Raw genomic sequence first — 20259 nt, forward strand, 5'->3', positions numbered from 1 at the left:
GACATTTTTTGACCAATAATTTTAAATTTTTTACATATTTCTCATTGTTCGGAGGGATTTTCGTGATTATCGACAAACATGTCCATACACCTTATTGTCCGCATGGTAGCACAGATTCATTTGAATTGTACATTGAACAGGCTTTAAGCTTACATTACTCGGAAATTTCCTTTACCGAGCATGCGCCCTTGCCAAAAAATTTTGTGGATCCTGCACCTGATAAAGATAGTGCCATGGATATATCCAATTTGGCTTCTTACCTTCAAGAATTAACAAATTTAAAGTCCTACTATCGAAATGCACTGAAAATAAACATTGGACTTGAAATTGATTATATTGAAGGCTTTGAACACGAGACAAAAGAATTTTTAAATGAATATGGACCCTATCTTGATGACAGTATTTTGTCTGTGCATTTTTTAAAAAACAAGGATAGCTATTTTTGTATGGACTTTAGTGAAGAGGAGTTTGATCGGATGATCGGCCATTTCGGCAGTCTCGAGCAGATTTATAACACTTACTTTGCTACTCTTTATAAGTCCATCAACAGTGACCTTGGTCCCTTTAAACCAAAGCGGCTTGGTCATATTACCTTAGTTGAAAAATTCAAGCATCGCTTCCCTCATGCTATTGGGATTGATCATTATGTTATTCCGTTGTTGGATGAAATCGCAAAGAAAGGATACGAATTAGATTACAATGGCGCAGGTTTCGTGAAGCCCTTATGTAAAGATTCCTATCCTCCTAGTCACATTGCTCTTGAAGCATTCAAACGAAAAATCCCTTTGCATTATGGCTCAGATGCCCACAGTGCAAAGGGATTAGCGCAAGGGTATAACAGGTTGGAAAAAGCAACGTTAAACGACTAAAGAGCTATTTGTTTGACCTTTTGCCTGAATACTGTTTTTTCAAGCCATTGTTTAATGATTTCTTCATATTGATCAACAGCGGTGGTTTCATAAGGCATAATATGCCAAACCTCCGCAAGGTATTGTGATTGAAGGAATGGCGTGCTAATCATACTTTTCAACTGCATGATGGTTTGCAGCAGAGACGTCACATGAAATTCTTTGCTTTTATTTCCTTTGTCAATTATCGCTTTGAAATAAAACTTTTCTTTTGTCAGATAAGTAGACATAATTTCTCTGACTAAGATGGTATCTAGTGTAATTTCTCGGTAGACGTATCTTGCAAGCTGTCGGTTTTCTCTATGAAACTTCATAACACTATCTACACTTTGAAGAAGACACTCTGTAGCAGATTTATTCGGCAGCTTTTTATACTCTGCTTCGAGTAATTTGACATGCTGATCAAAAAAGCTTGTTAACAGATATTCCTGTAAGCCCACTTTGTTATCAAAGTAATAGGAAATGTGGCTAACATTGACTTTTGCTTTTTTAGCTAACTCTCGAATGGATGTTCCATCATATCCTTTGGTATTAAATAATAAAACAGCTGCGTCAATTATTCGTTGCTTTGTACTTTCCATCTCCCTCACCCTTTCCCAGTGCTGAAATCTTATTTATTGATTTCTAGAAATGAAACCATTATCCTTTTATTAAATGTCGACAAGTTTAATTGGTTTTCTACTAAAAATTGATTTTTTCCACAATCTCTATTAAAAATGTGAGGGGTTTATGATGTTCCAAGTCGAAAATTATACAGGTACGCGAGAAGAAAATTATGAATTAGTGATAAAACAACTACAGGCATTGATTGCGGACGAACCAAACGTTATTGCAAACCTATCTAATGCCTCAGCACTGCTTAATGCTTTTTTAGATAAAGTTAACTGGGTTGGGTTTTACCTTACAGATGAGCAAAAGGAAAACATGCTCGTTCTAGGACCATTTCAAGGACTTCCTGCTTGCGTCCGAATTCCTTTCGGCCGTGGAGTTTGTGGAACGGCTGCATCCACTCAAGAAACGCAGCTAGTTGCGGACGTTCATGCATTCCCAGGTCATATTGCCTGTGACGCTGCCTCCCAATCAGAGATTGTCGTCCCGATGGTGGTAGAGGGGAAATTTATAGGGGTGTTGGATATTGATAGCCCTGTGAAAGACCGTTTCGATGAGGTGGATAAACAGTACTTAGAGCGTTTTGTCGCTGTGCTTTTACAAGCACAATAATTAAGTAAGCTCTTTTCTAAAAGATTGTTGCTATTAACCTGAAAAAAGTCGGCTTTAAGACTTTTTTCAATCTTTATCCTAAGCATGTTTAAATCTTCTTCCACGAAAAGAGCTCGACAGCAACGTTGATTACGTTTGTCTTATCTATTCGCAGTAGCAACAAAGTTTACGAAAACAGCCAATAAGTAAGAGACTTCCTTTTTAATGAAAGGAAGTCTCTTTTCATTTTTTATCACACTTTATCAAGTGCTTGTTTTAAGTCATGCCAAATATCCTCTTTTGCCTCAAGTCCTACTGACAAGCGAAGAAGATTGTCGGTAATCCCCATTTGCTCTCTGTTTTCTTGAGGTACCACCGCGTGTGTCATGGTAGCAGGGTGCTGAATTAAGGTTTCGGCATCTCCTAAGCTCACTGCTATTTTCAAAAGCTTAAGCTCATTTAGAATACGTTGAGCTTCTTCTTTTCCACCTTTTACTGTAAAGGAAATTAATCCCCCGCCTCGTTTCATCTGTTTCTTTGCAATCATGAATGAGTTACTGCTCGTGTCTCCAGGGTAGAAAACCTTTTCTACAGCCTCATGCGCTTTTAATTGCTCAAACATGTATTCTGCATTATCACAATGACGATCAAGGCGAACATGTAAAGTTTTCAAGCCGCGAATTAATAACCAGGCATCAAATGGCGACATGACACCACCGATATCCTTTAGGGTTGTCATCGCAATTTCGCTTATTGTTTCTTGATCTCCGGCAATTAAACCTGCAATCACATCACCATGCCCACCGATATATTTCGTTGCACTGTGTATGACAAGATCACACCCAAGATCGATTGGCTTTTGGAGGTACGGGGAACAGAACGTGTTGTCGACGACTACTTTTATGTTGTGCTCTTTTGCTATAGAAACGACCATTTCTAAATCGATTAATGCCATGGTTGGGTTAATCGGAGTCTCCACATAAATGCAAGTCGTTTCTGGACGAATTGCCTCTCTAAGTTCTTCTTCCGTTTGCATCGTACAAAAGCTATGTGATACATCATATTTTTTCTTCATTAGTTGAAGTAATCCAAAAGTACAACCATAAATTCCTTGTGAACATAGAATATGGTCATTACTTTTCGTTAAGCCAATCAATACAGCAGAAACTGCTGCCATTCCTGAGCCAAATGCCAGCCCAGCATCCGCATTTTCCAGTGCTGCGATTCTATCTTCTAGCATTTTCACCGTTGGATTACCAAGTCTTGAGTAAATATATCCTTCCTCTTCACCAGCAAATCTGTTTTCCCCTTGTTGTGCTGTTTGAAAGGAAAAAGTAGAAGTTTGAAAGATTGGCGGTGCCAAGCTTCCCTGATACAACGTACCATCATAACCGTGGTGAATAACCTCTGTTTCAAACTGCTGCTTTGATTGCTTCTCCATAAAAATTTCTCCCTTCAATTTTCCCATCCATTAATAGCATATGGCAAAGAAGGAGAAAATGAAAGCGTTTTCTTTTTGTGGAAATATTTTGACATTATTCCTTGCAAGAACAAAAGCGCAATGCGCCCGTTATGCTAGTCGCTAGCGAATGGAGATGGACGCTGCTTCTTTTGTTCCAGATATCCACAGACATATTTTTTATAATCTCCTAAACAATAAAAAAAGAACAACTCCTCAGAAGATAGGAAAAGTTGCTCAAAAATAGTGTTAACAAAAAGTTAAATCAGAGCAGTGTTGATTTTTGCCTCTGTCTTTTGCTTGATATAAGGCATAGTCCGCACGATGAAACAGCTCTTTTGGGGTATCTTTTGTTTCTTTACTCCAAAATGACAATCCACAGGATACAGTTACAGCTGGGTTGGTAGCTTCTCTAATTTTTTCTATTATTCTGTTGATAATGCTTTCTCCTGTTTGCAAATCAATTTTCGGCAGGTAGATTGCAAGTTCTTCGCCTCCCCACCTAGCTCCAATATCGGTGTCCCTAATATTTTCTTTGATAATATTAGCTACCTGAACAAGAATGGTATCACCAATCTGATGCCCATATGTATCATTGACAATTTTAAAATCATCGATATCCACGAGAATGAAGGTTCCATAGGTGTCACGCTGCATGGATTTTCCGATTTTTTCATCCAAGTACTTTCTAGAATAAAGTTTCGTTAAATAGTCGGTGATAACGTACTGCTCTAGTTCTTCCCTCAGCATAGAATTGTTAAATGCTAGAGTAGAATGATGAATCAAGGACTGCAGCAATTTAAACTGTTCAAAGCTAAAAAAATACGGCAGTGGATGAGCGACTACACAGGCTCCCTTCACTCCATTTGTGGCAAGCACCGGGATAATCATGCACGAACAAAATGGGAGGTTAGAAAGGTTTTCGTGCACTCGTAAATCTCCCAAGAAAAGAGGCTCTCCATCCTTGTACAAATAATTTTTAGTGTGTAATAAATGCTCTTTTATATTCGGATTGTGGAAGAAAGGAGTTGATCCTGGTAGCACTTCTGTTCCACTTCCCTTAAAAAGAATAAATCCTGCTTCCTTTGCTTGGAATGCATCAAGAATTTCCTGCACCATAAAGGATGTAACCTCTGACAAGCGAAGATTGGTATTTAATTGATGAGAGGTTTCATTAATGATTTGCAAATCAGAAATAACCTTTTTGGATTGTTCGTATAAATGGGTATTTTCTAAAGCCGAGCCAGTAGCATCTGCTACCAATTTGATGAATTTTATCTCTGCCTCTGGAAGAATGGCTGCATCAAGTGAGATAATTTGCAAAACACCATAAACACCTTGTGCCCCTTTAACTGGGATATAGATGTTTGTCCTTCTATCTTTTATGGAGTTTTCATACTGAACATCTCCAGTAACATAGGCGTTCATTGCACAAATATTTGAATCATCAAATTCCAGTTTTTTTATTGGCAAATGGTCTAAATTATCATAATCCGCTGTGAGAAGTAATTGATATGAGAAATCTTCATAGAGCTGTTGAAGAAGCCTTATAACCTCGCTTAAAATCATGTCAATTTTCATGGCTGAATGAAATTTTGACGTTATTTTGTATAAAGCTTCAAATTGCTTTTCCTCGTGTCTTTTTAATATGTATTGATTATAATGTTGAAAAATGGTGGAGAGTTCTTGTGAGATGTCAGCAAAATGATTTAGCGATAGTGGTCCAGGAGAACGAAATTGAAGATCAATTCTTCCAATCGCTTCAATTCTGTCAAATAGAGGTAATACCACATTTTCCAGACTATTGCTGATGTAGGAAACTGAAGGCTCATACACAAATGCAGCACGATGATGATTCAAGCTACTTTCTAACGTCACTTTCGCCTCTATAGCTTGGAGTTCCTCTTTCAAAAGTTTTTGAAGGTGTATGATAAACGTTGTTTGTGTAAGATCAGTAGAGGAAAGAAAAAAATCAAATATTCTGCTTTTTATTTCTAGCACTTTTTTATTCGAATCCATTTTTTTCACCTTTTACATTACTTATTACCTATTATTATACCTGTAATAAGGAACTTTTTCCTAGTTTTTTTTTATGGAACTAACAAGATTGATTCTTTTTCGAATAAAACAAACCAGAGATCATTATTTTCTGAGAGTCTAATGATAGATTTCGGCTCGTGATTTAAGGTTTTTTCCAGTAACACTCCTTGATCATTCTCTACTGATACCGAATACTTATCATCACTTTTCTCAACAGAATACGAAAATTTATTCCTTTCATCTAAAATGTTATGCTCTTCTCTTGCTTCTGTTTCTAAGCTTTCATTATAATAAGTCCAACTACCAGAGGTTTCTACCCATACTCCGTCTGAGCTCTTATCTTTTTTTAGTTTTTGTGGTACAGTGTCAAGTGTCACTGCACTAATGGTTTCAAAAAGGTAATTCTTTTCTTTATTTACACGATAGATAATGAGGGTAGGCTTTCCGTCATATTCCCTAATCATAGCAAGCTTTGGGGTGTCCTGATGCTGATTACTCTCTTGCAGAGTTAATGCCAATTGTTTTATTGGTTTTGTATCTACTGTGATTTGTTCTGAGGCATATTGGTTCATAAATAAATACATAATGAAGATGCCGATCAATGCTATGATTGTAAAACGAATTATCTTTTCTTTTTGCGTTTCCTTGTACATCTTCATTCCACCTTGATTCTTTTCTTGCAAAAATTATACCACAGCTTTACCATCGTCTAGCATCCTCTTTAAAAACTTCCCTTGACTTTTCTTCCGTTTTTCTTATATAATAGCCTTTGTGTAAAATATTGCAGCCTATGTGGTATGCTATGTTGAATCATTTTGTTCCCCGTTACAATTAACGGAGGTGTATCGTGTAACTCTTTGCTGCAGAGCGAGGATACATGAAAACAAAATGCTCAAGTAGATGAGTCACATCTGTTATTATTTTACAACAAATAATAACACAAAGGAGGAGTCATTCATGGCTCGCTATACAGGTCCAAGTTGGAAACTTTCTCGCCGTTTAGGCATTTCTTTAAGCGGTACTGGTAAAGAGTTGGAAAAGCGTCCTTACGCTCCTGGACAACACGGTCCAAACCAACGCAAAAAAATCTCTGAGTACGGCTTACAATTACAGGAGAAACAAAAATTACGTCACATGTACGGCGTAAACGAGCGTCAATTCCGCAGTCTTTTCGATGCTGCTGGTAAAATGCAAGGTAAGCACGGTGAAAACTTCATGATTCTTTTAGAATCTCGTTTAGACAACGTTGTTTACCGTTTAGGTCTTGCTCGCACTCGTCGTGGAGCTCGTCAATTAGTTAACCACGGTCACATCACGGTTGATGGATCTCGCGTAGATATCCCATCTTTCCGCGTTAAACCTGGTCAAGTAATCGGCCTTCGCGAAAAATCTCGCAACCTAAGCTCTGTTAAGGAATCTGTAGAAGTAAACAACTTCGTACCAGAATACCTAACGTTCAGTGCTGACGCTTTAGAAGGTACGTTCACTCGTCTACCTGAGCGCTCTGAATTAGCTGCTGAAATTAATGAAGCACTAATCGTTGAGTTCTACTCTCGTTAATCTTTGTAATTTGCAGGATAACACACAAAAAACCCTTGAAACGTTGATATATCAATGTTTCAAGGGTTTTTTATTTAATTTGCAAAATAATGCAAGATAATGAATTGATTTGGGGCCAGCTGAGGCCAAAGTGGGACCAATAAAATAATACATGGGTGAATGAATAGAAAGAAGCAAGTTATATAATGAATATTAAGAGGATACTTACGAGAAGCAAACATAAAAAATCCAGACCAATCTGCAAGGTGATATACACCATTTGCATTTTGAAATTTCACGGTGTATATCACATGTAAAAAGCTAAGAGGGGGTTTCCTCTTAGCCTTATTCTATAAATTATCTTATTCCATTAAAGCCCCTTATATGGAATAAGACATTTCCTTTGCTGTTTTGTTTATAACTTAGACTTTACCTTTATTCGTTGTACTTTATTTACTTTGAAATGACTTCACCATTATCATTAAAAGTCCATTTATCTAAATCTTGGTCAAATATAATTTGGTCAAAGTCCTCATCAAGAACTTTAAATACCAATAAGGCAACTTTACTTCCTTGGTCAATAATAGTTTCAGTTACGTTTTGGCTACTTGTGAATTCATAGTCAAATCCTCTGACTCCCACTAATACCCCTGCCAGTTTAACATATTTAATTGTATCAAATTCATAACGACCAGTAGTTGGAGAATCCGGGTCTCTGGGTAGACTATTGAATATAGGTTTTAAAACTGTTTGTAGATTTTCTTGAGGTTTTCCTGCTTGATCATAAATGAATGTTTCTATTGTACTAGTGTTTTGAGTTGTATTAATTTCTTCATTAGCATTAGCATGAAATTTTTCAATTTCCTGTTCATTAGCTGCAACCCAAGATAATGTCGGTTGGTTCATAAAGGTAATCGTCCCTTTTAAATTTATAGCTTTTATTCTGCCTTCCCAATCCTCTTCTTTAAAACCTCTAAGTATTGCTAATATTATTCCTTCATCTTCTGCAAAGGTTCTGGCACCTCTTGTATATCCTTCAGTAGTAACAACAAAAGCTTCATTAGGGTTAATTTGGTGAACCGCACCAAAGAAATCTCTTACTATACTTATCCCAACTTTGGAGTCATAGTCTTTACATTCAATTAAGATTCGCTTAGATACATTTGAGCTTGGGCTTTGGACTGTGACATCTATTTGATGTCCTGTTTTCTTTCCATCTCCACGAAGTGTTAAATCATGAATAACAACATCATTCTGGTTTAGTATTTTAAATACTACTGCTGCAAGTTTTTCATACTTTGTACCTTGTTTTAATTTTTCCTCTGCAATATTTTCATTGTAAATAGTATCTATTTCTTTACTCATTTCAACTCTCCTTTTTACTTATTATACCATTTATTGCAAGTTTTTATGGTAGATATTAAATAGAACTGCACGTTTGTTAAGTGAACGAACTCAAAATATTATAGATATCCATACTTAAATCATATCAGAAGACAAAAATTATTATTTTGTTTTTCTATAAATATGGAAATATTACGTCGGAGGTGGTACATTCATGTCATTGGGTGTAATCACACTGGAAAACATCTTAAAACAGGACAGCGTTTTATAGTTTGCTCCTACAAAAATGAGGATTATTTTATTCAATACTCCTACTATTGATAATTTGTTTACTTATTAAAGAGCAATCAAAAAATCCTAGAAACATTTGTTACCTAAAGTATCTGGGGTTTTTATATTATTTCTAAATTGTAGAATAAATCTCATCATCCAAGAAAAAGGATTTTTTGTTTAATAACTTTGAATGATCTAGATATAAATATTCTTTCATAAGCTCTAATTCCAGATCCTTTTGAACAGGTTTCTTTTTTAATCTCTTTTGATCTCTACTAACAAACTTTTTATCTTTTTTTAGAACAAGAATCTTATTAGTAATAATTCTACCCAAGGATTTCTCTGGATACTTATCCCTATATTTCCACAATCCTTCTTCAGTATCAAACTCAATCGCTGCACTTTTAAGTTTATTTTTTCAATGAATCATATAACTGAAAAAAGAAGAAAAATTCGCGAAGAGAAAATTAAAAAAATTGAGGATCAAGTGGATGAATTACTCAGTTTATTAAACAATGATAGTAAATAGTAGTCCACAAACAGGGCAGCTGACAGCTAAGTGTGTATATGTTACTCCCGTCTTCCCCCGTTAAAAATAGGAAGAGGTTTTATTTACTCAGTTTTATTCTCGTCTACTATTACTCATATTCAGATAAATCCGGTGGATAGGATGGAAATGATCGTTTTCCATATACCAGCCCGCCATCTATACCACACCGACCACAACTACACCTCTGAAAGTCGTGTTGATCTTTAGACTCTATTTTATCTTTACAATGCTTACATTGAATAAGGAATGTGTGACTTCATACTGGAGTCAGGAATCGGAAGGCGGAAGGAGAAAATATTATTCAATCACTGAAACCGGGAGTACTGTATTGGCAGACAAAACTAAAGAATTGGAAACAAATCAATAAGTTAATCGAAAATACAGTGGAAGGATTATCATGAAGAAGCTTGAGCGGTATGTGAAGGAGATAACGAAGGACCTGCCCGAAGATGAAAAAGAGGAATTGACGGAAGAGATTTACGGACACCTTCAGGACCATGTAAACGAGCTGCTAATCAAAGGACAATCTGAAAAAAAGGCAATCCGTTATGACATTAGAAATCCTATGCAATATTTTCTTACCTGCTTACGTTACGTCTGAGTTGTCTTTTTAATGCTTTACCTTCTTAGAAACTGCACTATACCTGTCGCTTTTTTCCTCTAAAATGAAGTGCAATTTCTATGGATTGTCATTATTCAGTAAGCTATTTAGTCATAATTATTATAATTAACAACTTGAGTGTGATAATGGCTATTTTCGCACTCTTGCTATAAGTAATATTATAAAAAAAGATATTTAGGCATAGCTACTTCCATTTTACTATCTCCAACATCTGAAGCTAGATGACGGGTGTACCATTCATATGTATCTTGTATAGAATAAAGTATCTCTATTATTGTTAATTCTGGATTTCTTTTCATATGATAAATTAATGTGCCTAACAACGAATTCACATACGCAAATAACCTTGCAGTAATTATATTTAAATTCGGTGGCATAAGTCCCCCAGAATGGACTAACTTATTTCGAATACGATAAATTCTGTTCAAATCGAATTTGATAGATTTCTCAGTGTACGTCATAAACTCTAATATATTTGTTGCATCTTTTAATAAAAAATTTATATCTGCAATTTCTCTTTGAATAATAATATTATCCTTTGATTCATAATACAAACAAGTTGATAAAGTTTTGTCAGACAAAAAGTCTAGGATATTATTTTTTTTATATTTGACTTTCCCGCTTTCATCAGTATAACTGCAACGTTCAAAAAAGAGGCTCATCGCAGGAAGTTCTTCGTGTAAATTTCCCTTTTCCCTTTTTTTATAGTATCTTCCCTCTATTCTATCCCATAAGATATTTATTTTATCCTTTAACAAGTATAGACAGATTACTTTAGGGATTATATTTCTGACTTTTTCAATGATTGAACTCTTTGGCAAAATACCCACTATATACTCTGTTGAATACCAAAAGTTAAGCAATTTATTTTCTTCCGAAGAACCTTCAAATGAATTTATAGTATTTAAAGCTCTTTCTATAGTAATTATATCAAATTGATTGCTTTTAGAAGTGGAAAGCTTCCGTAACTCGATAAAATCTTTAATATCTTCCTTAAACCTTTCATTAAGTTTAAATATATCATTATCTAATGAAATATCTAAACGTTTCTTTTCCCACTTTTCACCTACATAAAGCAAATATGTATTATCAAATATATTATTTGGGAACTTTTCTATATGTTTGTATATTTGAATATATTCAATAAAAATCTTTGATAGATTATTAATTGCTTTATATTCATCCAATTCATATATTTCTGTTTGTAAAAGTTGTTTTTTATTATCATTTAAACCAGTAAAATTGTCCTGTACTATACTTTTTAAATCTGAACCCACACTTTTATAAGTAATGTCTTGTGTGTTTATATACCCATTATCTTCGAGGTCTCTTCTTACCCCATTAGGTAACCATGTACGGATAATTACTTTAAAGCAACTTTTAGTTAGATGAATTTTTTTGAAGTTATCTAAAATTCCCTCTAACTCCTCTGCCGATTTTTCTATGCCTGTTAATGAGCTTTTTATATTTGAAATCCACCAATCACTCAAGTATTTCAATGAAAATCCTCTATTAACTAGGTCACTAACGATGCACTCTATCAACCTATCAACTTCTCCAAAGCTTAGATTCTTATTTTTTAATAGATCGATATAGAGTTCCATAAAATCATAATTTTTTAACCTCTTAGTAAACGAACTTACTGTATGATGTAAAGCAGGATTAGTTTCAGTACCTTTAATCCTAGATAATAATTTTTGAATATCTTTTTTAAAAAACTCATGTTTATAAATCGGATTATAGTTAATAACATGTTCTATATTATCGTATAAATTAAGCAATATTTTTTCCAATCGATCCTTATTTCCTGCACTAGCTGCTATCTCTTCCAATAATTCGTTACATTCTTCAAATAAGAATACCAAAGAATCTAAGCGTTTCTTCTTTAGTGAATTATGATGATCATTAAAGAATTCTTGTATCTTATAGATAAAATAATACTTGCTATTATTTTTTTCTGTATTTATAACCCGACTCATTTTTTCACCCCCAGATATTGACTAACTCCTATAAGAGTATTATAATTAATTCATAAACAAAACCAAAGTAACATATAATAATTATGCAAATACTGAGCATATCACTTACGAAACGGGCTGCATGAGCAGTTCCCCCGAGGTGTTTATGCTCTTTAATATTTTTAGGAGAGGTTTTTTTTTATACTTACTATTATAAATTTTACCAATAACGAAAGTAAAACGTTTAAAACAAAAATACTCTTCAGATGATTCTTCTCTAATCACCTATCCATTATTTACTTATAGTTTTTGAATATTAAAACACAATTGATAACTCCTTAATATAATTTTTCAATAATAAGAGTGCGATAATGATAATTTTCGCACTCTCATATATATATGCTTTTAGACAAAATAATTAACTACTTTGTTTTTGTTTAAAATCTTTTATTTTTAAGACCACTTTAGATTGACTATTATCCATGAACAGAGCTGGGTCAACTCCACAAATCATTGCTAACATTTTCGGCGTAAGATATAGATTATATTGCTCAGCAATTTTCAACGGTATTTCATGTCCTTGTAAAATATTTTCATCAATTAACAATTCTAAAGATTGTTTTAATGCAACGGGTAAAGTTACTTTTGTTTCTGTATCAAACGGTTCTGGATTCCTCCATTTTCTATAATGCATTTGTTTATATAATTTCACTTCTTGTTCAACTGAAATTATATCCAAATCTCTAGCTCGTTTAATCATAGCTGCCATAGAAACGTTCCATCTTCTTTTCAAATTATAATATGTGTCTATCTCATCTACTATTTTTGACTTTAATTCTTCTCCAAAGGATTCCTTTGGCAAAAGAAATATTGAGGCAATTTTATTAGCCTCATCTTCAATTACCTTATACTCATCTTTATCTAATTCTTGGGGATTAATACTTTGATGAAGAACCCAGTGACCTATCTCATGAGCAATACTAAATTGCTGTCTATAAAACGATCCTGACTCACCTGTAGTAATTACAAAATAACTATTTCCATTAATAGTGTTCATACTACTAAAGGCATCAACTTTATCTTCTTGATATTCCATACTTATAACCGTGAATCCCATTAATTCTGCAACTTCAATAATGTCATGAATTGGTTTTAACCCTAAACTCATAGACTTTCGGATGTTTAAAGCAATTTCTTCAGGATCATCTTTTCCCTCATAAATTTCCCTATTATGCAAAACAGGGAAATCAATATACTGTTCCAGAAAGTCTCTTACAATAACTGAATATTTTAGTGCAATGGAGGCAGGTTCTTTTGATTTCTGGGTTGTTGTTAACCTAGATCTAAAAAAAGTTCCTTCATTGTCAATTAGGTGCTTATCAACAGTATAGAAAAATTCACGTGGATATCCTAAAATATCAATTAACTGTAGAGATTTTTCGAAACTTGGTTCACTCTTTCCACTTTCATATTTTGAAACCATTTGCTTAGTGACATTTAACTTCTCAGCTAATTCGGTTATGGTAAGTTTATTGTATAGTCTAGCTTCCTTTAGCCTGCTTCCATTAAATATCTTTTTCATATTACTATCTCCAAACTTACTTTATATTTTTCAAACTAACAATTTGTTTTTTCTCCTTCTTGGTCTCAGGAGCATTTTTACTTTCTCGTTTCTCAGGTTTAATATTATCATCTTTAAGGACCAATCTATAATTGCTTTCTATAAGATCAGTAAAGTCACTTTCCCATACAACTTCCTGTCTAGTATTAAAGGCAAAAGCTTTAACAGTCGAAACAAAAGAATGGTCAAAAGTAAATATGAACACTTTTGATGGGTCTCCTTCCATCTTACTTAGCATTTCCCTCGCTTGCTCTTTTAAAATTTCTATACTTTCATCTTCACTGTCTAAAATAGGAAGTGCTATTTGCGAATCAATTGGGAGCAATTCATCAAAATACTCATTGAATAAATTGAGAAGTTTTAAATAATGATTATTCTTACCTTTTTTAATAATTTGTCTCATATTTTTGTGACTAAAGAAAACAAATAGTTCATTATCCTGCCCTAAAATCAAAACAGCTTCCCATAATCTACCTCTATCAATCTTTATGTACCCTAACCCAAACCTTTTTGCTATTTCGATTAATGTGTTATACCTATAATCCCATTTTTGTTTTGAACTACTATTCTGAGTGCCTTCCCCAGACTCATTATTTATAGATTGTAAGTATAGTTGTCGTGCTTCTGGATCATCCATTACAAGAGCATTTACTATGGCTTTTACAATGTCATTATGTAAGTTAATCATTTAATACCTCCTATTCTATCTACTATTTTAGATTTTTTTGTTAAAAAGTCAACCATTTTTGATATATATTGATAAAAATTATATTTTCAACATCATAAGATCCATTTTGTTATTTCTATTTGATGTGGCTACTATCATGATTTGGGGCTGGATTGGAACTGGTTAAAATCGTGGAAAGACGCTTTAAGGCGATTATTGTATATATAATATGATGTTGTAATTAGGCCTTGATTAAATATGAATCTTTGTTACAAAAAAACAAGATCCCTTGCCTCAACTAAATAATTGAGGCAAGGGATCTTGTAGAACTTCTTGTCATTTTTTCTTATGAGGCTTTCTAATTACTAGTAAAATGAAACATTTATTTTATTACAATTGATACATTTTTCATGATGGTTATTTCCTACAAAATTATGATTACAATTTTGTAGGATCTCTTTTTAACTTTTCTCAAAAAATGCCCGGTGAGTCTTGAGTTAATTAATTTACACTTCAATTTTTTTCTACATTCACCCAAATATCCCCCTAAGAAAGTTACTATATATGTTACCACCAGATTGCTTATACTGTGCAGCATTTTCCTACATACCTATTTCAATAGCTTCCTTCGTAACCAATTCTTTTACTTTTGCAAAATTAAGAATATCTTGAGAGATTTTCATACTGCAAAATTTAGGTCCACACACAGAAGAGAAAAGAACTGTTTTTGCACGTTCAGCAGGTAAAGTTTCATCATGATATTCAATAGCACTTTCAGGATCTAAAGATAAATTAAATTAATCCCTCCATCGGAATACAAAGCGGTCTTATGATAAGTCATCATCTCTATTAGGTAAACCTAAATGTATTTTTGATGTTACATAACAAAGCATCGCTGTTCTATACCAACCAATTATCGCAACTCCAATAGCAGATGTAATGTGATCATAGCCAGGAACAACATCAGTCGTAAAAAGTCCAAGTGTGTAGAATGGCGCTTCTTGACACACTTCCATTTGTTTATCCATATTTTCTTTAAACGGGTGCAGTGGTACGTGCCCTAATCCCTCAATAATTACCTGAAAATCATGCTACCAAGCAATTATTGTTAACTCTCCAAGAGTCTCTATTTCTGCAAACTGTGCTTCATCATTCACATCTGCAATTGTCCCAGGACGTAATCCATCTTAAGAGTCATTTGGTCTGAAAAAAATTAGATCGACTAATTGAACGAATTTGAATGAAGTTAGATGATAGAGTTGAAGTTTAATAATATCGTAATGTTTACTAAGAAGTTATCTGGTTTTAGAGAACTAAAAGCTCAGAAGAAAAATTTATAAATCTTGCGTGATCTTAAACAAGGATTTTGCAAGTCTTCATTTTAATATTCTTTTATAGAGAGATTTAGTTATTAGTTATTTAAAAATCGTAATTAGATACTTCCAATTAGAAAAAAATAAATTTTTTGCCATATTTCAGACAAGTATTAAATTAAATTAGTAAAGAAAGATTAAATTGTACCACAACAAAAGGACTAAAACTATATGCCTAGAAGAATACTTAATTTTATTTACATATCAAATATAAAAATTTAAAGTAATATTATGTAAATTAAGGAGGGTGGATTAATAGACAGAGAACTTTTAGAAAATATTAGATTTTAATAGGGAGAGAGATTTAATGAAAAAGAAAATTTTAAAAATTTTACTTTGTATGGGTTTAATTTTCACATTGGTTCCATTTCAGCCATCTATTAACGCATCAACTATCAACGAAAATATTATGTTGGTGGATCTAGAGAACTTAGTAAAAAGTCATTTAGAAGAAAATCAGCTCAATCATCATCTATCTGTTGAAACTTACACAGAATATTTAATGTCATTACTAATAGAAGATGCAGATCCTATTTTAGCTAACCATCCTAATTATGAACAGATTTTGTATTATGCTGCTGAGTACATTTATGAGTTAGAGAAGTTACAAACAGCAGCTATAACAAATCCTGAAGTATTGGATGAAATCGAGAATTTTGATCTTGGTGATAAATTAGATAGTACCTTAAAAGAAATAAAACATGAAATAGCTCAAGAAGAAAACCAAATCGAAGAAGATATAAAAAGTTTTAGAGAAACTAGTATTCAACCCATCAAACTAATGGAAAATGTAAATAATGGGGGGAAAATTGGAATACAAGACATAGGTGGTTCTGGTTGGAATGGTGCCGCTGCTGCTAGTTATGCTTATGACTGGTACAAAAAACGTAATTCTCAATACGATAGTCACACATTAAATTGTACAAACTTTGTATCACAAGCTATTCACGCTGGTGGAATGAGTGAGAAAAAACTATCTCCTTTACCTAGACATATTTATGATACTACTTCATATTGGTATTCAGACCGTACACACGAGTGTGTAGGATCTAATAGTTGCCGATACCATTATCATGAAGCTACATCTTGGATTAGGGTAGTTGACTTTTACTCATATTGGAGTAAAACAAAAAATGTGACAATATCAAGCACTAAATCTACTATTGTCAGCAACTCCTTAGTAGGAGATGTTGTTCAACTTAAAAGAGCATCGGATGGAAGGTGGTTCCATTCAATGATAGTGAATAGAAAAGCTAACGGAACAATTTATCTCGCAGGAAATACCAACGATACTTATGATAAACCGCTCACAGATATAAGCGCGCAATCATTCAGAGTTATCAAATTTAGATGATACTACTATTTCCTCATTACAAAAGTTTCAATTATGATTATATTTATAATTAGATTATTTACACAGTAGGCGAGGATGGTTAATATGAAAAAAATAAAGAAAATATTATTGACTGTTTCTGTTATTTTTATAATTGTTTTAGCCTGGGGTTTATATTCGTATTCTCAATATGGAGAATTAAGAGGTGAGGGTAATACGGGTGCTACAAATTGGACTGCCTCATACATTCCAGATAAATCTGTAAAAGAAATTTGGAGAGGAGACCTAACTTGGGAACAGCAAGAAGGTAAAATCACAAAATATGAATTTATTAAAGATGGCCAAATAATGTCTACTCTAGAGGATAATAAGTCAATTAATATGGCTTCTAAGGGTATTCATTCATTTGCTTCAATAGGTGAACCTCCCATTAAGGGTTCTGAATATAAACTGGTGATTTTTTGGGAAGTGAATGGTGAAACCTTTAACGAAGAGATTCAATTGAAATACAAGAACAGCTTTTTTGTTATTCCACGAATATTTTATACACTATCAAATTAAAATCACTGTTAGATTTTCTCTAGATAGTAGAATATACTCCCTTTAGGCTAAGGAAGGGCTTTTTATTACTTGCGCAACTTATTCAAAAAATTTGTATTCTGTGCTGTAGTACCAATGTAGTACTTAACTCCGTGTAGTTTGGCCAACTTAACACGATTAGCAAAAGATGAGTCTTGATTAACCGAAGTAATCGACAATACTAACAGTTTTTAAATTTCCTTGAGCCAGTTGAGATTGAAGTTATCCTTAGCCAAAAGTTAAAACAAAGATGATTATATTTTTATCTCCTATCAACCTGGACACCAATGACTGAAAATACCATCATGTATTCTATGAGAAGAATTTTATAAAGAAACTAACCTTAAAACAGGACGGATATATTCCGTCCTGTTTTTTTGTATGTTTATTTTTCTTTAAAGGGATTCTTCCATTCCATAAGGGTACCGTAGTTCTTAGAGTCTTCGTCTTCAAGGTAATTTTCGATTATTTTAACCGGGGTGCGGCCACAGCGTAGGAGAAAAGTGATGACTGGGTCTTTTATCTCGCCGTTAAGTACCTTTTCCAAATACGTTTGAGCAGACATCGTTTCGGCATGTTTGTGATAGCCCGGCATTCTACCGCCCCCAAGTAAACGGTCAAGCTGGAGTTGAATGACTACCTCATACATAGATTGCATAAGCCATTTCCCAAGCCCAAGCTTTCTGAAACTTGGGCTTACGCTAATGTCTACTACATATAAAGTGTTGCCTTGGGGCTGGTGGTTACGAATATAGCCATTGTCTGTGATTTCTTCCCAGGTGTGATCTGGTTTGTGCGGATCATGATTTACGAGCAGCCCCGTCATGGAGCCAGCAATTTTGCCGTCTATTTCCACGCACAAGGCTCCTTCTGGAAACAATGTCACGTGGTTTTGCAGTTGTTCCTCGTTCCACCATAGATCAGATGGAAATGGCGGTGGGAAGCTCTCCTGCTGGACGAGAATTAAGTCCTTAAAATCCTGTGTTCCATAGTTTCTAATAACGGCTTTTTTCGGCTGATCTTGATCAAAAACATAAAGGTCTTTTCGATACAACACTATCCCTCCTTAAATCAGCATATTGAGTTGAATTATTTAAAGATTACCATATTTTCTGAAAATATGTGATGAATTGGTTTAGTGTGATCGATTACCTTTGAGTGGAAAATGTTTAATCTCTAAAGGGGTGCCTTTTTGCTTTGAAGGTTATGTAAATGTCTCGAAAGTTGTGCACTTTTGCATCAAAGGTTTTGCTAATATCTCGAAAGGTGAGCACTTTTGCATCGAAGTTTTGCTTTTTTCCTTAAAAGCTTTTCTGTTTTCCTGGTGAGTTATAAAAAACGGCCGCCACAAAACATGGCGACCAATCTAATTATTAGTATTTAATTAAAAAGTATTTCTTCTTCCCTCTTCTTACCACTGTGAATTGACCTTCAATACGGTCATTTTCAACTAACACATAGGCAACGTCCTGAACTTTTTCACCATTAATGGAAATAGCACCGTTTGTGATGTCCTCACGCGCTTGACGCTTAGAAGGTGCAATTTTGCTGGCTACTAGTAGCTCTACTAATGCAAGTTGTTCTTCGTTTTCTACCGTAAACGACGGAACATCTGCAAAGCCTTGCTTTATTTCATCTGCAGTTAATTCGGAAATAGAGCCGCTAAAAAGAGCTTTTGAAATACGAATCGCCTGATCAAGTGCAGCTTCTCCGTGTACCATTTTTGTTACTTCTTCTGCAAGACGTTTATGTGCAGAACGCTTTTCTGGTGCATCTTGTAATTCTGCCTCCAAAGCCACAATTTCATCATGAGATAAGAAGGTAAAGTACTTTAAGTATTTCACAACATCGCGATCATCTGCGTTAATCCAGAACTGATAGAACTCGTAAGGAGACGTTTTTTCTCGGTCTAACCATACCGCTCCACCTTCTGTTTTTCCAAATTTCGATCCATCTGCTTTTGTCACAAGCGGAATCGTTAATCCAAATGCTTTGGCATTTTCTTCAGATTTACGAATAAGCTCTAACCCTGCAGTGATATTGCCCCACTGGTCGCTCCCACCAATTTGAAGCTTACAGTTTTGCTCTTGGTATAGGTGAAGGAAATCTAAGGACTGCAATATCATATAACTAAATTCCGTGTAGGAAATTCCAGACTCAATACGAGATTGCACAGAATCCTTTGCCATCATATAGTTGATTCCAAAGTTTTTCCCAACATCACGTAAAAAGCTGATGACATTCATTTCACCGATCCAATCATGATTGTTGGCAATCTGCGCTGGGTTTTCTTTTGCTTCAAAGTTTAGGAATCTTGAAAGCTGATCCTTAATACGGTTGGACCATTCGACAACGATATCTTCTGTGTTTAACGTACGCTCCGCCTTTTTTCCACTCGGATCTCCGATAAGTCCAGTCGCTCCACCTACTAAAGCAATCGGATGATGGCCATCCTGTTGAAAACGCACTAACGTTAAAATTGGCAACAAGTGTCCAATATGCAGGCTATCTCCTGTTGGGTCAAAACCTGAGTACAGTTTTACTTTTTCTTCGCTTAAAAGCTTTTGTAAGCCTTCTTCATCTGTTACTTGATTAATAAGTCCTCTAAATTGTAAATCCTCTAATAAATTCATCCTTCATTCTCCTTTAATTCTAAAATAAACAAAAAAACCCATCCCTCCTAAAAAGAAGGGACGAGTTTATACGCGGTACCACCCTAATTGGAAAGCAAAATATTGCCTTCCCACTCAAAAAAGTAACGGTTTTCACCGTCCACTGCTACTAAGTCAACGG

At 34.3% G+C, this 20259-nt stretch carries 17 protein-coding genes, 1 pseudogene and 1 other annotated feature (1 of these 19 cut by a window edge); of the genes and pseudogenes, 7 read left to right on the top strand and 11 right to left on the bottom strand.

What is annotated here, in order from left to right; all coding sequences use genetic code 11:
• Positions 1 to 62 precede the first annotated feature (62 nt).
• Positions 63 to 869, top strand: a complete 807-nt coding sequence (hisJ, locus tag FIU87_RS15740) for a histidinol-phosphatase HisJ (protein ID WP_152445465.1) — start codon at positions 63 to 65, stop codon at positions 867 to 869.
• On the opposite strand, the gene refZ is transcribed toward hisJ, so the two are convergent.
• Positions 866 to 1489, bottom strand: a complete 624-nt coding sequence (refZ, locus tag FIU87_RS15745) for a forespore capture DNA-binding protein RefZ (protein WP_152445466.1) — start codon at positions 1487 to 1489, stop codon at positions 866 to 868. The genes hisJ and refZ overlap by 4 nt on opposite strands.
• 151 nt (positions 1490 to 1640) lie before the next feature.
• Here refZ and FIU87_RS15750 point away from each other — a divergent pair, with 151 nt between their 5' ends.
• Positions 1641 to 2129, top strand: a complete 489-nt coding sequence (locus FIU87_RS15750) for a GAF domain-containing protein (RefSeq protein ID WP_152446608.1) — start codon at positions 1641 to 1643, stop codon at positions 2127 to 2129.
• A gap of 232 nt (positions 2130 to 2361) precedes the next feature.
• On the opposite strand, the gene megL is transcribed toward FIU87_RS15750, so the two are convergent.
• The 3 genes from megL to FIU87_RS15765 all read right to left on the bottom strand — a co-directional run bounded on the left by megL (position 2362) and on the right by FIU87_RS15765 (position 6260).
• Positions 2362 to 3549 (bottom strand): methionine gamma-lyase, encoded by a 1188-nt coding sequence (gene megL, locus FIU87_RS15755; RefSeq protein WP_152445467.1) that lies wholly within the window; start codon positions 3547 to 3549, stop codon positions 2362 to 2364.
• Between the two features lie 267 nt (positions 3550 to 3816).
• Positions 3817 to 5586 carry a diguanylate cyclase domain-containing protein gene (locus tag FIU87_RS15760; protein ID WP_253905442.1) on the bottom strand — a complete coding sequence of 590 codons (1770 nt, stop codon included), beginning with the start codon at positions 5584 to 5586 and terminating at the stop codon, positions 3817 to 3819.
• Positions 5587 to 5657: 71 nt separating this feature from the next.
• Positions 5658 to 6260, bottom strand: a complete 603-nt coding sequence (locus FIU87_RS15765) for a hypothetical protein (RefSeq protein WP_152445468.1) — start codon at positions 6258 to 6260, stop codon at positions 5658 to 5660.
• A gap of 304 nt (positions 6261 to 6564) precedes the next feature.
• Here FIU87_RS15765 and rpsD point away from each other — a divergent pair, with 304 nt between their 5' ends.
• Positions 6565 to 7167 (top strand): 30S ribosomal protein S4, encoded by a 603-nt coding sequence (gene rpsD / locus FIU87_RS15770; RefSeq protein ID WP_152446610.1) that lies wholly within the window; start codon positions 6565 to 6567, stop codon positions 7165 to 7167.
• Positions 7168 to 7599: 432 nt separating this feature from the next.
• Here the strand turns inward: rpsD and FIU87_RS15775 are convergent, their stop codons facing one another.
• Positions 7600 to 8511, bottom strand: coding sequence for a restriction endonuclease (locus tag FIU87_RS15775; RefSeq protein ID WP_152445469.1), 912 nt, complete (start codon positions 8509 to 8511; stop codon positions 7600 to 7602).
• Positions 8512 to 9539: 1028 nt separating this feature from the next.
• Between FIU87_RS15775 and FIU87_RS21675 the strand changes: the two genes are divergently transcribed.
• On the top strand, positions 9540 to 9680 hold the full coding sequence (locus tag FIU87_RS21675; protein WP_152445470.1) for a helix-turn-helix transcriptional regulator: 141 nt from the start codon (positions 9540 to 9542) through the stop codon (positions 9678 to 9680).
• Between the two features lie 30 nt (positions 9681 to 9710).
• Entirely contained in the window at positions 9711 to 9914 is a 204-nt protein-coding gene (locus FIU87_RS15785; protein ID WP_152445471.1) for a hypothetical protein, read from the top strand.
• 179 nt (positions 9915 to 10093) lie between these two features.
• Here FIU87_RS15785 and FIU87_RS15790 read toward each other — a convergent pair whose 3' ends face one another.
• The 4 genes and pseudogenes from FIU87_RS15790 to FIU87_RS15805 form a co-directional block, all read right to left on the bottom strand.
• Positions 10094 to 11914 carry a hypothetical protein gene (locus FIU87_RS15790; protein ID WP_152445472.1) on the bottom strand — a complete coding sequence of 607 codons (1821 nt, stop codon included), beginning with the start codon at positions 11912 to 11914 and terminating at the stop codon, positions 10094 to 10096.
• A 397-nt stretch (positions 11915 to 12311) separates the two neighbouring features.
• On the bottom strand, positions 12312 to 13475 hold the full coding sequence (locus FIU87_RS15795) for an XRE family transcriptional regulator (RefSeq protein WP_152445473.1): 1164 nt from the start codon (positions 13473 to 13475) through the stop codon (positions 12312 to 12314).
• A gap of 16 nt (positions 13476 to 13491) precedes the next feature.
• Positions 13492 to 14202: a DUF5986 family protein gene (locus FIU87_RS15800; protein WP_152445474.1), complete on the bottom strand. Its 711-nt coding sequence runs from the start codon at positions 14200 to 14202 to the stop codon at positions 13492 to 13494.
• A 581-nt stretch (positions 14203 to 14783) separates the two neighbouring features.
• Positions 14784 to 15368, bottom strand: a pseudogene (locus FIU87_RS15805) (phosphomethylpyrimidine synthase ThiC); the annotation flags it as partial.
• A 493-nt stretch (positions 15369 to 15861) separates the two neighbouring features.
• Between FIU87_RS15805 and FIU87_RS15810 the strand changes: the two are divergent.
• Positions 15862 to 16908, top strand: a complete 1047-nt coding sequence (locus tag FIU87_RS15810) for an amidase domain-containing protein (RefSeq protein ID WP_152445475.1) — start codon at positions 15862 to 15864, stop codon at positions 16906 to 16908.
• A gap of 84 nt (positions 16909 to 16992) precedes the next feature.
• The gene (locus tag FIU87_RS15815) at positions 16993 to 17448 is read left to right on the top strand and encodes a hypothetical protein (RefSeq protein ID WP_152445476.1); all 456 of its coding nucleotides are present in this window, start codon (positions 16993 to 16995) and stop codon (positions 17446 to 17448) included.
• 403 nt (positions 17449 to 17851) lie between these two features.
• Here the strand turns inward: FIU87_RS15815 and FIU87_RS15820 are convergent, their stop codons facing one another.
• Both FIU87_RS15820 and tyrS read right to left on the bottom strand, forming a co-directional pair.
• Entirely contained in the window at positions 17852 to 18520 is a 669-nt protein-coding gene (locus FIU87_RS15820) for a GNAT family N-acetyltransferase (protein ID WP_152445477.1), read from the bottom strand.
• 319 nt (positions 18521 to 18839) lie between these two features.
• On the bottom strand, positions 18840 to 20099 hold the full coding sequence (tyrS, locus tag FIU87_RS15825; RefSeq protein ID WP_152445478.1) for a tyrosine--tRNA ligase: 1260 nt from the start codon (positions 20097 to 20099) through the stop codon (positions 18840 to 18842).
• A gap of 53 nt (positions 20100 to 20152) precedes the next feature.
• Positions 20153 to 20259, bottom strand: a binding site (T-box leader); it runs 120 nt beyond the window's last position.

Origin of the sequence: Bacillus sp. THAF10, from assembly GCF_009363695.1 — a bacterium.
GTDB lineage: Bacteria > Bacillota > Bacilli > Bacillales > Bacillaceae_I > Sutcliffiella_A.

Excerpts from the sequence above, each read along its gene's own strand:
- FIU87_RS15785 (WP_152445471.1), top strand. The coding sequence starts at position 9,711 with ATGAAGAAGCTTGAGCGGTATGTGAAGGAGATAACGAAGGACCTGCCC.
- rpsD (WP_152446610.1), top strand. The coding sequence starts at position 6,565 with ATGGCTCGCTATACAGGTCCAAGTTGGAAACTTTCTCGCCGTTTAGGC.
- FIU87_RS15810 (WP_152445475.1), top strand. The coding sequence starts at position 15,862 with ATGAAAAAGAAAATTTTAAAAATTTTACTTTGTATGGGTTTAATTTTC.
- refZ (WP_152445466.1), bottom strand. The coding sequence starts at position 1,489 with ATGGAAAGTACAAAGCAACGAATAATTGACGCAGCTGTTTTATTATTT.
- FIU87_RS15765 (WP_152445468.1), bottom strand. The coding sequence starts at position 6,260 with ATGTACAAGGAAACGCAAAAAGAAAAGATAATTCGTTTTACAATCATA.
- tyrS (WP_152445478.1), bottom strand. The coding sequence starts at position 20,099 with ATGAATTTATTAGAGGATTTACAATTTAGAGGACTTATTAATCAAGTA.
- FIU87_RS15815 (WP_152445476.1), top strand. The coding sequence starts at position 16,993 with ATGAAAAAAATAAAGAAAATATTATTGACTGTTTCTGTTATTTTTATA.
- FIU87_RS15795 (WP_152445473.1), bottom strand. The coding sequence starts at position 13,475 with ATGAAAAAGATATTTAATGGAAGCAGGCTAAAGGAAGCTAGACTATAC.
- FIU87_RS21675 (WP_152445470.1), top strand. The coding sequence starts at position 9,540 with ATGCTTACATTGAATAAGGAATGTGTGACTTCATACTGGAGTCAGGAA.
- FIU87_RS15775 (WP_152445469.1), bottom strand. The coding sequence starts at position 8,511 with ATGAGTAAAGAAATAGATACTATTTACAATGAAAATATTGCAGAGGAA.
- FIU87_RS15790 (WP_152445472.1), bottom strand. The coding sequence starts at position 11,914 with ATGAGTCGGGTTATAAATACAGAAAAAAATAATAGCAAGTATTATTTT.
- FIU87_RS15750 (WP_152446608.1), top strand. The coding sequence starts at position 1,641 with ATGTTCCAAGTCGAAAATTATACAGGTACGCGAGAAGAAAATTATGAA.
- FIU87_RS15800 (WP_152445474.1), bottom strand. The coding sequence starts at position 14,202 with ATGATTAACTTACATAATGACATTGTAAAAGCCATAGTAAATGCTCTT.
- megL (WP_152445467.1), bottom strand. The coding sequence starts at position 3,549 with ATGGAGAAGCAATCAAAGCAGCAGTTTGAAACAGAGGTTATTCACCAC.
- FIU87_RS15760 (WP_253905442.1), bottom strand. The coding sequence starts at position 5,586 with ATGGATTCGAATAAAAAAGTGCTAGAAATAAAAAGCAGAATATTTGAT.